Origin of the sequence: Paraburkholderia sabiae (genome assembly GCF_030412785.1) — a bacterium.
Taxonomy (GTDB): domain Bacteria; phylum Pseudomonadota; class Gammaproteobacteria; order Burkholderiales; family Burkholderiaceae; genus Paraburkholderia; species Paraburkholderia sabiae.
Window position 1 is genome coordinate 3,235,033 of sequence record NZ_CP125295.1, and the last position, 14,851, is coordinate 3,249,883.

Consider the following 14,851-nt stretch of genomic DNA (forward strand, 5'->3'; position numbering starts at 1 on the left):
GACGTCATCCCATATCGGCTTCGTCGTTCGCTTCTTCGTCTTCCTTGCGCGCATTCGCTTGCGCGTGCGCCCGCCGGAAATCCTTCGAATGCAGACCGTGCTTCTTCAGCAACATCTGAAGATGCGACCGGTTCATGTCGACGCGGCGCGCCAGTTCCGCGACCGTACCGCCCACTTCCTGCAAACCGCGTTGCAGGAAAGCCTTTTCGGCTTCGTCGCTGGCGGCGCGCTTTGCATCGCTGAGCGACAGCAGGTTCGACACGTTCGCCGCCGCGCCATTCGTCGCTTCGTTCGCGACGCCGAATATCGACGACGCAACGGGTGACGTTGGCCGCATATCCGTCGGCAGATGGTCGACATCGGCGATATCGCCCGCGAGACACGAGATGCGGTACATCACGTTGCGCAATTCGCGGATATTGCCGGGATACGCATAGGTCAGCAGAAAGTCCCTCAATTTAGGCGTGATTCTCACGGGGCGACGCTTTAACGCGCCCGCTGCTTCGTCGCCGAAGTACTGGATCAGCAGCGGAATTTCGTCGCGCCTTTCGCGCAACGGCGGCAGCGTCACATGAATGACGCTCAGCCGGTAAAACAGATCTTCGCGGAACGTGCCCTGCTCGCTCAGCTTGCGCAAATTGCGGTTGGTGGCTGCGACGATACGGGTATCGACGCCGATCGGCTCATCCGATCCGACGCGCTGTATTTCATGCGCTTCCAGTACGCGCAGCAGTTTCACTTGCCCTGTCAAAGGTAACTCGCCGATTTCATCGAGAAAGATCGTGCCCGTATGTGCGCTTTCGAATTTGCCTTTGCGGTCATTCGTTGCGCCCGTAAAAGCGCCCTTTCTATGACCGAACAGTTCCGACTCCAGCAGATTGTCGGGAATCGCGCCGCAGTTGACGGAGATAAACGGCTTGTCCGAGCGGCTGCCGTTCGCGTGAATCACCTTCGCCATCAGTTCCTTGCCCGTGCCGCTCTCGCCGTCGATCAATACGGGAAGATCAGTGGGCGCCGCCTTTTCGGAGATTTCGAGTGCTTCCAGCAGTTTCGGGTTATCGCCGAACGTCCCTTCGAAAATGAAGCTGCGCGCGAGCAGCGCCTGACGTCGCGCACCACGCGACTGGTCGCCGCCGCGCAACGGCTCGACGACGGCCGCCTGCACGAAGCGCTCCTTGTGCGACATCTGCATCACTTCGTCGCGCAAGGAACTCGCCTGTTTCAGGAGTTTTTCGATGTCCGCGCGTTCGAGCCGCGACGACCAGCGCAGCGTCGAGCGCAGAATCTCGATCTTCTCGATCAGGCCCGCATACGAGAGGGGTGAACCGCTTTCTTCAGGCTGCTGGTCAAGTATCTTCATCATGCGCTCAGCTGTTTCTGGACGAGCTGGTAGTACATGCCCTTCCGGTTGACCAGTTCCTCATGACGCCCCTGCTCGACAATCGCCCCTTCGTAGAGCACCAGAATCTTGTCGGCGCGCATGATCGTGCTGAGTCGATGCGCGATGATCACGGCCGTGCGTCCCTTGAGGATGTCGTGCATATTGCTGAGGATGTTGCTTTCCGATTGCGTATCGAGCGCCGACGTCGCTTCGTCGAATACGAGCAGACGTGGATCGTGATACAGCGCGCGCGCAATGCACAGACGCTGTATCTGGCCGCCCGACAAACCGATGCCCCGCTCACCCACGATCTGTTCATAACCGAGCGGCAGCTTCGCGATGAACGCATGCGCGTCGGCCATCTTCGCGACTTCCTCGATGCGCCGGCGATCGGGCGTGTCGTCACCGCTCGCGATGTTCTCGGCAATCGTGCCGGAGAACAGCAGGTTGGTTTGCATCACATAGCCGATCTGCGCGCGATAGAACGCCTTGTCGATCACGTTCATGTCGTAGCCGTCGACGGTCATCTTGCCGTCGCTCGGCGCATAAAAACCGACCAGTAGCTTCGCGAGCGTGGTCTTGCCCGAACCGCTGCGGCCGACAATTGCGATCAGCTCGCCCGGCTTGATCTCGAAGCTGATGTTCTCCAGCACATAGGCGCTGTCGTTGTCGCCGTAGCGGAAGTACACGCCGTTCAGGCTGATTTCGCCTTGCAGATCCGGCAGCATCACGCGCGACGGCAGATCTTCGGGCTTTTGCTCAGGCTCGATATCCAGCACGTCGCCGAGCCGTTCCATCGCGACGCCTGCATCGTTGAGCATGCTCCACAAGCCGACGAGTCCCATCAACGGCGACAGCACACTGCCCATGAATGCATTGAACGCGATGAGTTGACCAATCGTCATCTCGCGCGCCAGCACGAGATTCGCGCCGACCCAGAGAATCGCGATCGTCGTCGCCGCGTTCAGCAGCTGGCTGATAAAGCCGATGAAAATGTTGAATGCATGCGCGCGGTACTGCACTTCCAGCGCTTTCGCGTACTTCTTTTCCCAGCGCAAGCGCACGGGCCGCTCGATGCCCATGCCCTTCACCGTCTCGACACCCGAAAGCGCCTCCATCAGAAACGACTTCGAATCCGTTGCCGCCGCGAACGTTTCGCGCGCATAGTTCTTGATCTTCGGCGTCGCGACCAACGTCAGCGCCATGATCGGAATGACGAAAGCGATCAGCACGAAAGTCATTTTCGCGTTGTAGAAGAACATGATCGCAAAGTAGATGAACACCATCAGCAGATTGAGCGCCGTCGTCACCGTCGACTCGGTGAGAAACGCGCGTATCGTCTGGTTCTCCTGGAAGCGCGCAAAAATGTCGCCCGTCTTGCGCTTTGCAAAGAACGAGAACGGCAGCGACATGGTGTGCCTGAAGAACTGCGACATCATCGCGAAGTCCATGTTGCGCACCATGAAATTCGACAGGTACGCGCGGATCATCGACATCAACTGCGAAAACACATTCGAAATGATCAAGCCCAGTATCAGCAGATGCAGCAGGCTGATGTTCTGATGCACGATCACGCCGTCGAGAATGTTCTGGATGATCAATGGCGGAATCACACCCAGCACCTGAATCACGAAGGTCGCGAGGAACAGATGCAGCAGGATCTTTTTGTACGGCGTCAGATAGCCGATAAAGCGCAGCCACGGTGAACGCGACGCGGATAGCTGCACGAGGTTCGGCCCCGGCGCGAAAAGCAGACACGTGCCGCTCCAGCCGCGCTCGAAATCTTCGAGGCTCAGCTTGCGGAAACCCAGCGCGGGATCGGCGAGCCACACGTGATCTTTCGACACGCCGTACACGATGATGTAGTGATAGCCTTCCCAGTGCACGATGAACGGCAGGTCGAAGCCGCGCAACGAATCGAACGTGCATTGCACACCGCGCGCCGAGAAACCGAGCGATTCGCCCGCACGCGCGAGACTGTCGAGCGTCGCACCCTGCGTCGTCACGTTCGCGAGTTCACGCAGCTTGCCGAGCGTCATCGGAATGCCGTAGTGCTTGCAGATCATCGCGAGACACGCGGCACCGCAATCCATTTCTTCGGCCTGCTCGACGAGGCCGAAGCGGCGGATGACCCGTTCGCCAAGCTCAGGCTTCGTGTGCAGGTCGAGCCGCAGCGGCAGCTTGCGTCTTTGCTCGATGCGTTTTTGCCGGTCCAGTTCGCGGTCCGCGTACTTGATGCGTTCGTCGAGTACTTCGCGCAGTTTCGGATTGCGCTCGAGAATGAAATGCACCGTGCGCTCGGGAATCACGAGCAGCCGCGTATCCGTCGTGGCGATGGCGGATGCCGCCTGCTCCTGCCGCATCAGACACGCTTTCTCGCCGAATATCTCGCCTTCGCGCAGCGTCGCGAGCGTGTAGTCGTTGCCGTCCTCCTGACGCACGATACGCACTTCGCCTTGCCGCACGACGTAAAGCCGCCGGTCGTCGCGCGCATCCTGCTTGAGTATCTCCTTGCCTGCCGCGACGCGCTTGACGCCGACGCTGCGCACATACTCTTCCAGTTCCTGCTTGTTGAGTTTGCCGCGCAAATCGAATAGCTGCGCAACGAATCCGCCTGCCGAGTTGATCGCGACATAGCTCGCGACGAACGCGAGCGCCGCCTGATTGCCCGCGATAATCGGCTCGATGGCCGCGCGCGGAATGAACAGCAACTCAGTCTTGCCCGAAGAACGCACCGACGACTCATGCACATACGGACGCAGCATCGCGATGTCGGCGAAGACTTCGCTTGTCTTGCGCACGCCCATGCTGATCTCTTTGCCGTGCTCCTCGGTGAAAATGCGCACGGAGCCGGTCTTGATCACATAGAGACCGTCTGCCGCGTCGCCGACGTTGCACACCGTCTCGCCGAACGAATAGAAACGCGATTGCACATGCTCCGCGATGCGTTCGAGTTCTTCGCGCGTGAACGGCGAAAGAATCTCGACCGTCGACAGGAAGTCGGCAGTGGTAGGCGTGGTTTGCGGTGCATCCATGATGCTTGCGGTCCCCGTCGGCAGCGCGCGTCAGTCAGAGCGCTTCGATGATGTGTTCCTGCGCGCGCGTCATCAGCCACTGTTCGCGCAACAGCCGTTTGATTTCCGACGCGACATCCGCGTCGAGTTGTGCGGGATACTTCGCCGTCACCGCGAAAATCTCGAAGCACGATCTATCGGGCGAAGCGAACGGCCCCAGCAGATCGCCGACTGACGCGTTGAAGATCTTCGCCTCGATATCGGGCTTCAGCGAACCGCGCAGCACCTTGCCGATCACGCCGCCCGAATCCTTCGTATCGGCAATGGAATGCTCGCGCGCCATCTCGGCGAATGCATCGGGATCGTCGTGCAGATACGAGATCATTTCCTTCGCCTTGCCTTCGTCGTCGAGCAGGATGTGGCTCACTTCGAGCGCATCGAACTTCGGCGAATTCATCGAAAAGTACTCTTCGATTTCGCCGTCGCTGCCGACCTTGTCGAGCATCTTTTCCTGAAACAGGCCGTCCGTGATGAACGCCTCGAAGTCGTCGAGACTGATCTTCAGCGTGTCCAGATACTGGTTCATATCGGCGGCGCGATGCAGCCCACGCACGCGCCGGAACTGATCGGCGCGCTCCTGGATTTCGTCGGCGCTCACGCTCACGCCGTGCTTCTTCGCGGCGTGCACGGCCAGCTTGTCGCGTACCATCTGCTCGATCAGGCTTTCGAACTGGCCCGTGAGTTTCAACAGACGTATGAATTCGCCGACATCCACGACTTCATCATCGATTCGTACGATCGCGGTCATCTCGTCCGCTCCTCTGGTGGTGGCCCGAACGAACAGGCGGGCTGGCGGTTGTACTCGTGGCTTAGCTTGCGATGCAGCGCGTTCAGATGACGGTCCGTCTATCCGGCCAGTTGCCTGAACGGGTCCAGCCCCAGATCGATCAGCCGCCGCTCGCGCACGACGATTTCGGCGCTCGCCGTCATCCCGTAGCGCAACGGATAGCGGTTTTCCGCGACCTGGTAGTAATTCTTGTCGAGTTGCACGCGGCCTTCGTAGACAGGCTGCTTGTCCTGTGCCGATGGTTTCGTCGCCGGCGAGATATAGGCGAGCGTGCCGTTGATCAGCCCATAGCGCTGATACGGAAACGCGTTGAATTTCAGCTTCACGGTCATCCCTTCGTGCAGGAACGCGCGATCGCGCTCGGCAATCTCGATCTTCAGCACGGGGCGCGCGTCTTTCGGTGCAATGCCGCCGAGCGGCGCGTTCGCCTGAATCTTGTCGCCCGTTTGCGTCGACGTGACATCGGTGATGACGCCAGAGGTCGGTGCAAGGATCAACAGAAAATTGTCCTTGTCGATGTTCTCGAAACGGATGCGTGCGGCGGCATCGGCGACGAGGCGCGCCGTCTGCAATTGCAGCCGCAGCTTCTCTTCCGTGCTGGTGATGTCGCGGATCAGGTCGTCGTATTGCAGTTGCAGCGTCGTCGCCTGCTGGCCGCTCGTTTCGAGTTGCGCATTCGCTTCCGCGTATTCGTGACTCAGCTTGAAGTCGAGTTCGGCGAGCCGCGATTGCGCGACACGGTACGCATTTTCCGCTTCCATATACGTATTGCGCTTGGCATCCACCTGCAATTCGGCGACGCCGCCGCCGCCCGGCTGCGCGAACAGACGAGAGTACTTGTCCGCTTCCTGGCGTGCGGCATCGCGTGCGCGGCGCGCATTGTCGAGCGTGCTGCGCGCTTCTTCCAGTTGCGCTTTCTGGCCTTCGGCGAGTTTCGTCGTGCCTTCGGAAATGCGGTTCTCGTGCAGACGCTCTTCCACTTCGAGCTGATCCTTGAGTGCAGCCGCCTTGCGCTCCATCAGCTCTTTCTTTTGCGGAAATTCTTTCCACTCGCGCTCGGCGTCTTCGAGTTTCAACTGCGCCTGCAATGCATCCGTCGCAGCCTGAATTGCGCCGCGCGCATTGAGGCGCGCAAGCACATCGCCTTTCGAAACAGGCTGCCCTTCGGCGATATAGAGGTCCGTGAGTTCGCCGTCGATCGGTGCATAAATACGGCGCACGTCCGACTCCGGCGCAAGCGTGCCTTGAGCCGTGACGATCACGTCCGCGCGACCGAAGAACGACCACAGCAGGCCCGCGACGACGAGACCGACCATCGCCAGCACCAGCGCCTGCGCAATACGCACGGGTTCCGCCGCGAGGATCGCCACGCCTTCGGCGCTATGATCTTCGAGCGCTTTGTAGAGCGGCTTAGGGTGATTGTCGCGCTTCACTTTCGTCACTGCCTCCAATCAACGCGAGCTTGGATTTGAGCAAGCCCGGTTCGAGCACCATGCGAAGTTCCTGCAACGAGCGACGCTGCAATTGCGTTTCCGCGTCGATGTCTTCGAGCAGCTTGTCCGATCCATCCGGATGCGGCGCCTTCAGTTGCGTATAGACGCGCATGCCCTGTTGCGCCGACGTATTCGCGCCCGCCAACAGACGCGCCTGATTGCGGAAGCCGTCGGAGATACCCGACTCCAGACGCTGCGTGCCGCCGATCGAACCGTTCGCGCGATACTGCCGCCACAATGTCTGCGCGCGATTGATCAGATCTTGTGCGCGCGCGAGCGCCTTGTCGCGCAGCGCGTTGACGTCGCCCTGCACGGCGCGCACGTAGTACACGTCTTCGACGGGGTCGAGGCTGGCGTAAAAGGACAGCAGCTTGTCGTCGCGATCGCTCGAACCACGGCTCTTTTGCACATCCGCGAACTGATCGAGCAGCGCCTTCTTGTGCGCGAGTTCTTCGGACATCACGTCGGACCACGGACCGGCCGGCATCGCCTGCAATGCGGCCAGCGCCTGCTGGCTGTCGCCGCTTTGCCAGGCGGCACTCGCCGCATCGTGTCGCGCGATCACATCCGCGGACGGCAGACGGCTCGCGCCCAACTGCTTGTACTGAGCCTGGAACGGCGGCGTCCTGAAGTTCGCCTGCTTCATCAGCGGCAGCAACGGCATGAGATGACGTGCCGTCATTTCGTTGAAGATGTCCGTGTACCGCCGCAGGTCCGCTCGTATCGCATCGAGGCCCGCAAGACGCGGATAGCGTTGCGCGTAGTCGTCGAGCACGGCGGGCAGCGCATCGGGTTTATCGCTTGCGAGTTCCGTCGCGATGGTCGAATTGAGCCGATCGATTGCAGCCAGGTACACTGAATCGTCGCTCTGCAGTTTGCGCAGATGGCTCATCGCGAGCGCATACGGTTCGGTAAATTCAGGCACATACGACGCAATGCGATCCAGAATCCGTTGATGTCCTTTAGCGTCGTCGTTCCAGCGCTTGAGCAGATCGCCGATCCGGCCTTCGTCGCTATAGATGCGAATCGGCGCATCGGGACCGCCGCGGCCGACGACAAAACTCTCCAGATCGCCTACCCACTTCAGCTGATCGATCAGCGCGAGCGCATCGGGATTGTTCCCGCTCGATGCGTGCATGCCGTCGATCAACGCCGCCGCGCGATCGAACTGCTTCGCCTGCAATGCCGCCAGCCAGCCGGGCACGCGCGCTTTCATCAACGCTTCGCTGGCGAGCGCACGGATGGCGTCGCTGGCGGGATGACGCCGTAGCGACGACGTGGCCGTGTCCGCGGCCTCTTCGAAGTCGCCTGCCGCGAGCAGGTTCTTCACTTCGCGTTCGGTCGCGTTGCGCATGTACAGCGTCACCGCCAGGCCCGCAACAACGATCAGAACGACGAGCGCGCCCCAGCCGATGCGGCGCATCGTCGTGCGGTCGCCGCCCGCGAACGTACGCATCACTTCGCGCGACACCAGTTGCCAGTGGCGGCGCGGACGGCGCGTCTGCGTTTCCGTCGATTCTTCCGGCGTCAAAGGCGGCGCGCTTTCGTTGACTTCGTCCTCGCGCTGCAACGCGCGATCGACGCAGAAGATGTCGAGAAACGAGTGCGCCGCGCCGACAAAGGTCGTCTTGTCGGGATCTTCCGCCGGCATCGCCATGACGGGTGCAACAGGCGCGGCTGCGGCAGACGGCGTCATCTGCGTCAGCGTAGGCTCGATTTCGAACGACTTCGCCAGCGCAACGCGATAGACGAAATGATCGCCGCCGAAACCGATCACGTCGCCGTTTTGCAGCGCGACCGCCGATTCGCCGAGACGTTTGTGATTGACGAACGTGCCGTTTGTGCTGCCGAGATCTTCGATCCACGGCTCGCCGCTCTTCAGAAAGATATGCGCGTGACGCCGCGAAATGTAATTGACCTGATGCGGAAAGCGCTCTTTATAGCGCGCGAAGATCTCGTCCGTCTTGCTGACGAGGAACGGGAACGCGCTGAGATCGATTGGCTCCAGCCCCAGATCCATGCGCTCCGGCTCGAGCGTGACGGTCAGATGCTGCACGGCGCGCGCAGAAGCGGAGCTGAACGGGCGCGGTTCGATGGCGACGCGATACGTGAGATCGCCGCCAAAGCACAATTCGTCGCCGGCGCGCACGCGCGACGGTGTCTGCCGCACGGCGATGCCATTCACAGTCGTGCCGTTCTTGCTGTCGAGATCCGCCACATACACCGCGCCATGCTCGCTAAAGATGCGCGCGTGACGCCGCGAAAGTTTCGTGATCAGATCGCGCGGATAGTCGGCGAACGGCGCCTCGCTGCGGCCGATCGCGAACAGGTCGTCGACGATACGGATAGGGCCGAGCGACGCGTTCGAAACGGGCAGCAGCAGGACATCGAACTCCTTGTCCAGAGCCGCCCGCATCTCAGCAATCGGAGCTTCGCCGGGATTCATCTCTTTGCATCACTAAGCGTGGACACGAACAGAGCGTTCGACAGGCGCGGCAACAAGGCGTATTCGACGTATCCGCTCATCTGACGATAGGAGCGGCTAATCAGGAATTTTAAGTCACGCATGGTGTTAGTCAATTATGGGTACGGCTAATGCGATCGAATCCGGCAAGCAGCTCTCGTTCTCGTTTTAAGAACCGTGCCAGCGTCTCATTGCTTCACTTGCGTCTGCACATCGACAGCGGGCCAGCCACCGCCGAGCGCCTTGTAAAGCAGTACCGTGTCGGACAGTATTTGCTGGTGATTCGTCAGCAGATCGAGTTGTGCCTGAAGCAGCGTGCGCTCCGTTTCGAACACGTCCAGTTGCGACACCACGCCTTCACGCAATTGCGACTGCATCTGCTCGTTGACGACGCTCAGACGTTCCACTTCCTGTTGCAATTCGACACGCTGCTGCCTGTGCGAATCCAGATTGACGAGCGCGTTTTCGACTTCTTCGAATGCACCTATCACGGTTTGCCGGTATTGCTGCTCGGCGACTGTGGATTGCGCTTGCGTGGTTTTCACGTGAGCCCGCACACCGGGATCGAGCAGCGGAATGTTGATGCTCGGCATCAAGCCAAATGTGAACGACTTCAGAAGATCGGACAGCGCGAAACTCGCGGTGCCGCCATGTCCCGTCAGGCTGATGGTCGGCAGTTGCGCGAGCTTGGCTTCGCCGACGAGGTCGTACGCTTCGAGCACGCGCAGTTCGGAGGCGACGATGTCGGGCCGCCGCGACAGCAATTGCGAAGGCAGTCCGCCCGGCACGGGCGGCAATTGCACACGCTGCTGCAAATGTCCGACAGGCACGGTGAATTCGCCCGCCGGCACGCCGATCAGCGTGCACAGCGCGTTATTCGCAAGACTGCGCGAACGGCGCAGATCGAGCAGGTCCTTGGTTAGACGATTCACCTCGGCCTGTTGACGCATCACCTGCGTCTTCGGAATCAGGCCGTTGCGGCTCATGCCGTCGAAGATCGAGAGAATCGTGCGATTCTCGTCGACCATTTTCTGTTGCGCGACGATCTGGTCGTCGAACTGGAGAATCTGGAAGTACGTGGTCGCCACATTCGACACGAGTTCCAGATAGCCCGCGCGCCAGTCGGCTTCGGACGCGTGAAACTCGGCCTTTTGCGCCTGCACGCCCTTTTCTACCTTGCCCCAGATGTCGATGTCCCAGTTCACCTGGGCCGCCACGTTGTATTGACGCGAGAGCGGTTGTCCCGTCACTTTCTGGAAATTGGCGCCTGCGCCGAGATCGGCCGTAGGCAGCGCGCCTGCTTTCGCTTCGCCGATTTGCGCACCGGCTACGTCGATGCGCGCGGCCAGTACCTTGATGTCGAAATTGCCCGCGATTGCCTTATCGATCAGCGTATTCAGATACGGATCCTGGAAGCCTTTCCACCAGTCGGGCACGATCGTGTCGGCGGGCGAGACGAGGGAGCCCGTCTTGTCGGACCACGCTGCCTTGGTGGGCGTGTCGGGCCGCTTGTAATCGGCCATATGAACGTCGACGCAGCCTGCCAGCAATGCCGCACAGGCGGCAGCCGCACTGAATGTGCGCACAACTGCAGCAAAGGAAAGCTTGCGCTGTTCTTCGCGGCGGACATCCGCGCAACGGCGGTCCGGCGAAACGAAGTTCGAACAGCAGGCGACGAACGAATCAGGCAACGCAGACACGATATTCTCCGATCTTTTCCGGCTGTACTGCACGTGCAGAGCGCGCCTTTCAAGTAAAGCACGTCCAGCGCGGCATCTCTATCGATGTCGGTGGATTTCGTTCGGCGTGGAGTGCGTGCGGTGACGCGGCGGTCGTGTGGACAGGACGAATTGCTTTTGAATCTTTTTGACGATGCGTGGTGCAGCTTGCTTCCGTACTTTTCCGGAAGGCCCGCGGAGGCTGGTCTGAACCTCCGCGGGTAACGCCGTGTGCTTAGTGCACGGTGACGTTGTTGTTGGCCGTCTGCGTCGGCTTGATCGTCGTGTTCAGGCCCGACGCGAAGGCGTTGTTGTTGCCGCTCATGTTGTTGATGTTGAGTTCCTGCGAGATCAGTTGTTGTGCGTCGACATGCTTGCTGTTGTCGAAGTCGAGCTTGATGCTCGGGAAGTACGGATAGGCGAGGTAGCCGCCGCGGACAGCCTTCATCGACTTGCTGTCGAGTTCTTCGGTGACGGACAGGTCTTTGATCATCAGTGCGCTCATGACAGTTCTCCTAAGAGGGAAGCGAAGATTCGCTAAGGTGTTTCGGTTTGGGTTCGAGCATCTTGTCTGCTCGGGCCTTACAACGCATAGGCTGTGCCAATTGCACTGCCTGCGCCGCGAAAAACCTGCAAAGCCTTGCTGCCATTGGGTTACGCGTCGAACTGCAATTGCGCTTACGAATCCCGGGTACTTTGTTCAGACCACCAGGTGCCATCACGTGGCCAACATATGGCGCAAAACTGTTGGATTGATAAAGACACCAACAAGAGCAACGATGAAGATGAACAAAAAGAGCATTAAAACAGGCCGCGATTGAGCACTTACGTTCGTTCACTTCGCGATCACTGTGATCTTCTTCGAATAGACAGGCGGGTTGTGCGGAATGTGATTTTCGTCGCCCATCAGCAACTGGATGGTGTGCTTGCCGGGCGGCAAGGTGATCGTCGTTTCCGTTTCGCCCGCGCCGAAATGCAGATGCTGGCGATCCGACGGAATCTCCTGATCCATCGGAGGCAAGTCCGTATCGATCAACAGATGGTGGTGGCCCGTGTTCGGATACTTGACGCCCTTCGGCGCAACGCCCATGTAACGCAAGCCGAACCACACGCGAAACGGCTTGTTGGCGGGCACGACCTGTCCGTCGTTCGGATAGCCGATATAGGCGTAGGCATCCTTGGGCGCGGGCGTCGGCCCGGCGAATGCCACATTCATCGAAGCGAGAGCGGCAAGCGCCGCAGCGGCGACAACGATCCTGATCATGGCTGATGCTCTCCGTCTTGCGTGCTGTGCGCCACACGTGCCGGCGCGGCGTGCACGCGTGCTCACTTCACGATGATGGTGATCTTCTTCGAATAGACGGGCGGGTTATGCGGCACGTGATTGAAGTCGCCGAGCAGCAATTGCAGCGTGTGCTTGCCGGGCGGCAGTTCGATGCGCGCATCCGTTTCGCCTGCGCCAAAATGCAGGTGATTCCGGTCAGAGGGAATTTCCTGATCCATCGGCGGCAGGTCCGTATCGATCAGCAGATGGTGATGCCCCGTGTTCGGCACATTGACGCCTTTAGGACACACGCCCATGTTGCGCAAGCCCATTCGCACCCAGAGCTTGCCGCCCGTAATCACGGTGCCGTCTGCCGGCCAGATGATGTAGACCTCGGCGCCCGGCGGCGACGGCGTCGGGCCTGCAAACACCTGCGCCGAAGCGAGAAAGAGCGCGCCGATAGCCGCGAGCCTTATTCTTGTTTGCATTGCGCATCTCCCAGGGAGGGTCAGTGCTGCTTGCTTCCGCTTTAGCTTAGGACGTAACTTGTTAAAAAGATACGCCACGCTCGTTAACCTTCTGACGTTCTCACTGCGTGCTATCTTTTGTAAGGGTGATCTGCGCGAAGGGGTGCCCGGCAACGGTATCGCGCGTGTCGGGCAGCATGGCGAACGGCAACGGTTTTCGATCGAGCCGCTTCGTCCGATGACGAGGTTCTGTCCAGAACTTCCAGAACAACCAGGATCTGAAAATGTGGCGAAAACTCCTGCTGGTATGCATGTTCGGGGCACTCCAGATGCGAGGAGCCGACGCGCAAACGCTGCCCCGCGCCGCGCACGATGCCACTTCCAACGTTGCCGGAAACGGCGCACTGAATGCCCGCACGGCAACGGCGGCGCGCAAGGTCGCGCTGGTGATCGGTAATGCCAGTTATGGTTTTGGTGCGCTGCCCAATGCAGCACGCGATGCGCAAAGCGTCGCCGATATGTTGCGCGCGCAAGGCTTCGATGTCGTGCTTCGTACCGATGCGAACGCCGAGCAGATGCACGATGCACTGGCCGACTTCGGCCGTCGCTTGCAGCCGGGCGGCACGGCGCTGTTCTATTTCGCGGGCCATGGCTTGCAGGCGGGAACGGGGACGCAGCTGACATCCGTTACTGCCGATGCGCGCGCGCCCGCGTCGTTGATGACAGAGAGCATCGATCTGTCGAATGTACTCGCAACGCTTGCCGCCCCGCGCGCGCATGCAGTCAATCTGATCGTGCTGGACGCATGTCTCACGCAACCATTCGAGCCTTCTCGTCTGACGATGCCCTTGCCGGCGCAAACGCTCATTGCGTACGCGACGACGCCAGGCGGCGAGGCCGCCGATGGCACCCGTCACGGCATTTTCACGGGCGCGTGGCTGCGTGAAATGCGCCGTGCGCCGAGCGAACCTGTCGACACGATGTTCGCCCTTGTCGCGCGACGCGTCGCGGAAGAAACGGGTGGAGCGCAAAGCCCTTGGTCCGCGTCGTCATTGAGTGGAAAGGAAAGGGTATTCGCTTCGAATCCTCTATCGACGCAAGCAGACGATCAGCCCAACCTCGTTGTTGCGTTGGATAGCCGCGGCATTCTGCCTAAAGACAGCAACGAGCAATATGAGCTGACGTTCTGGGAGTCGATCAAGGACAGCAACTACGCAAGCGACTATGAAGCGTATTTAAAGGCGTATCCGAACGGCCGCTTTGCGACGCTCGCAAAGGCGCGTATCGACAGGCTCAAGTCGAGTTCCCAGGCAACGCCGCCAGCGACGCATGCAGCGCCCGCAGCCGCGCCGTCGCATCCTGCTGCTGCGGCGGCTCCCACGCCTGCGCCAGCACCGGCTCCGCAACCAGCGCCTAAAGCGGCCGCAACGCCAGCCCCCGCACCTACGCCTGCATCCGCAGCACCCGCGCGCGCAGCGGCCAGTGGCGAGAGCAAGGACTGCGCGGCCTGCCCGGTGATGATCTCGCTGCCGGCGGGCTCCTTCACGATGGGCAGCAACGTGGGCGACCCGTCCGAGAAGCCGCCGCATCACGTGACCATTTCAGCGCCGTTCGCGATCGGCAAATACGAAGTGACAGTCGAGCAATGGAACGCCTGCGCCGACGTCAACGGATGCCCGAAGCTCGCTCCCGAAAGCAACTCCGTGAAGAACGCACCCGCGCGCGATCTCAGTTGGGACGACGCGCAGGCTTACGTGAAGTGGCTGAGCAAGGTGACAGGCAAGACCTATCGTCTGCCGACGGAAGCCGAATGGGAATATGCGGATCGCGGGGGCACGACGACGAAGTACTGGTGGGGCGACCAACCGCGCAAAGGGATGGCGAATTGCAAGGACTGCGGCGATCCGTACCACAATCAGGCACCCGAACCGGTCGGTTCATTCGCGGCCAATCCCAACGGCTTGTACGACATGAACGGCGGCGTGTGGGAATGGGTCAGCGACTGCTGGCATAACTCATTCCAGAGCGCTCCCGCCGATGGCCACGCGTGGGACGCGCCGGGCTGCAACATGCGCGTGATTCGCGGCGGCTCGTGGCGCGAAGGAAGCGACTATATGCTCAGTTCGACGCGCTTCAAGTACAGCCAAAGCGTACGTCAGTCGCAAGACGGCTTTCGGGTCGTCAAGGAACTCAAGTGAAATGA

The 14,851-nt window shown here is 60.4% G+C and carries 10 protein-coding genes; 1 reads left to right on the forward strand and 9 read right to left on the reverse strand.

The genetic code is table 11. From position 1 onward, the window contains the following. Window positions 1-4: 4 nt before the first annotated feature. The 9 genes from QEN71_RS14515 to QEN71_RS14555 all read right to left on the reverse strand — a co-directional run bounded on the left by QEN71_RS14515 (window position 5) and on the right by QEN71_RS14555 (window position 12,669). Complete coding sequence (locus QEN71_RS14515) at window positions 5-1,363, reverse strand: sigma-54 interaction domain-containing protein (protein ID WP_201651118.1); 1,359 nt, start codon at window positions 1,361-1,363, stop codon at window positions 5-7. Next, complete coding sequence (locus QEN71_RS14520; protein ID WP_201651119.1) at window positions 1,360-4,416, reverse strand: peptidase domain-containing ABC transporter; 3,057 nt, start codon at window positions 4,414-4,416, stop codon at window positions 1,360-1,362. The genes QEN71_RS14515 and QEN71_RS14520 overlap by 4 nt, the downstream gene beginning before the upstream one ends. A gap of 34 nt (window positions 4,417-4,450) precedes the next feature. Beyond that, the gene (locus QEN71_RS14525; RefSeq protein ID WP_201651120.1) at window positions 4,451-5,203 is read right to left on the reverse strand and encodes a peptidylprolyl isomerase; all 753 of its coding nucleotides are present in this window, start codon (window positions 5,201-5,203) and stop codon (window positions 4,451-4,453) included. A 98-nt stretch (window positions 5,204-5,301) separates the two neighbouring features. Beyond that, window positions 5,302-6,675: an HlyD family efflux transporter periplasmic adaptor subunit gene (locus QEN71_RS14530; protein ID WP_201651251.1), complete on the reverse strand. Its 1,374-nt coding sequence runs from the start codon at window positions 6,673-6,675 to the stop codon at window positions 5,302-5,304. Further along, window positions 6,653-9,181 (reverse strand): FHA domain-containing protein, encoded by a 2,529-nt coding sequence (locus tag QEN71_RS14535; protein WP_201651121.1) that lies wholly within the window; start codon window positions 9,179-9,181, stop codon window positions 6,653-6,655. The genes QEN71_RS14530 and QEN71_RS14535 overlap by 23 nt, the downstream gene beginning before the upstream one ends. Window positions 9,182-9,387: 206 nt before the next feature. Beyond that, window positions 9,388-10,785: an efflux transporter outer membrane subunit gene (locus QEN71_RS14540; RefSeq protein ID WP_201651252.1), complete on the reverse strand. Its 1,398-nt coding sequence runs from the start codon at window positions 10,783-10,785 to the stop codon at window positions 9,388-9,390. Window positions 10,786-11,152: 367 nt separating this feature from the next. Next, window positions 11,153-11,422 carry a hypothetical protein gene (locus QEN71_RS14545; protein WP_201651122.1) on the reverse strand — a complete coding sequence of 90 codons (270 nt, stop codon included), beginning with the start codon at window positions 11,420-11,422 and terminating at the stop codon, window positions 11,153-11,155. 330 nt (window positions 11,423-11,752) lie between these two features. Next, window positions 11,753-12,181 (reverse strand): DUF4399 domain-containing protein, encoded by a 429-nt coding sequence (locus tag QEN71_RS14550; RefSeq protein ID WP_201651123.1) that lies wholly within the window; start codon window positions 12,179-12,181, stop codon window positions 11,753-11,755. A gap of 62 nt (window positions 12,182-12,243) precedes the next feature. Continuing rightward, the gene (locus QEN71_RS14555; protein ID WP_201651124.1) at window positions 12,244-12,669 is read right to left on the reverse strand and encodes a DUF4399 domain-containing protein; all 426 of its coding nucleotides are present in this window, start codon (window positions 12,667-12,669) and stop codon (window positions 12,244-12,246) included. Between the two features lie 263 nt (window positions 12,670-12,932). Between QEN71_RS14555 and QEN71_RS14560 the strand changes: the two genes are divergently transcribed. Further along, on the forward strand, window positions 12,933-14,846 hold the full coding sequence (locus tag QEN71_RS14560; RefSeq protein WP_201651125.1) for an SUMF1/EgtB/PvdO family nonheme iron enzyme: 1,914 nt from the start codon (window positions 12,933-12,935) through the stop codon (window positions 14,844-14,846). Window positions 14,847-14,851: the final 5 nt, after the last annotated feature.

What these genes read in the sequence shown, in the direction of transcription:
- QEN71_RS14515 (WP_201651118.1), bottom strand. Translation starts at nt 1,363, where the DNA reads ATGATGAAGATACTTGACCAGCAGCCTGAAGAAAGCGGTTCACCCCTC.
- QEN71_RS14520 (WP_201651119.1), bottom strand. Translation starts at nt 4,416, where the DNA reads ATGGATGCACCGCAAACCACGCCTACCACTGCCGACTTCCTGTCGACG.
- QEN71_RS14525 (WP_201651120.1), bottom strand. Translation starts at nt 5,203, where the DNA reads ATGACCGCGATCGTACGAATCGATGATGAAGTCGTGGATGTCGGCGAA.
- QEN71_RS14535 (WP_201651121.1), bottom strand. Translation starts at nt 9,181, where the DNA reads ATGAATCCCGGCGAAGCTCCGATTGCTGAGATGCGGGCGGCTCTGGAC.
- QEN71_RS14545 (WP_201651122.1), bottom strand. Translation starts at nt 11,422, where the DNA reads ATGAGCGCACTGATGATCAAAGACCTGTCCGTCACCGAAGAACTCGAC.
- QEN71_RS14550 (WP_201651123.1), bottom strand. Translation starts at nt 12,181, where the DNA reads ATGATCAGGATCGTTGTCGCCGCTGCGGCGCTTGCCGCTCTCGCTTCG.
- QEN71_RS14555 (WP_201651124.1), bottom strand. Translation starts at nt 12,669, where the DNA reads ATGCAAACAAGAATAAGGCTCGCGGCTATCGGCGCGCTCTTTCTCGCT.
- QEN71_RS14560 (WP_201651125.1), top strand. Translation starts at nt 12,933, where the DNA reads ATGTGGCGAAAACTCCTGCTGGTATGCATGTTCGGGGCACTCCAGATG.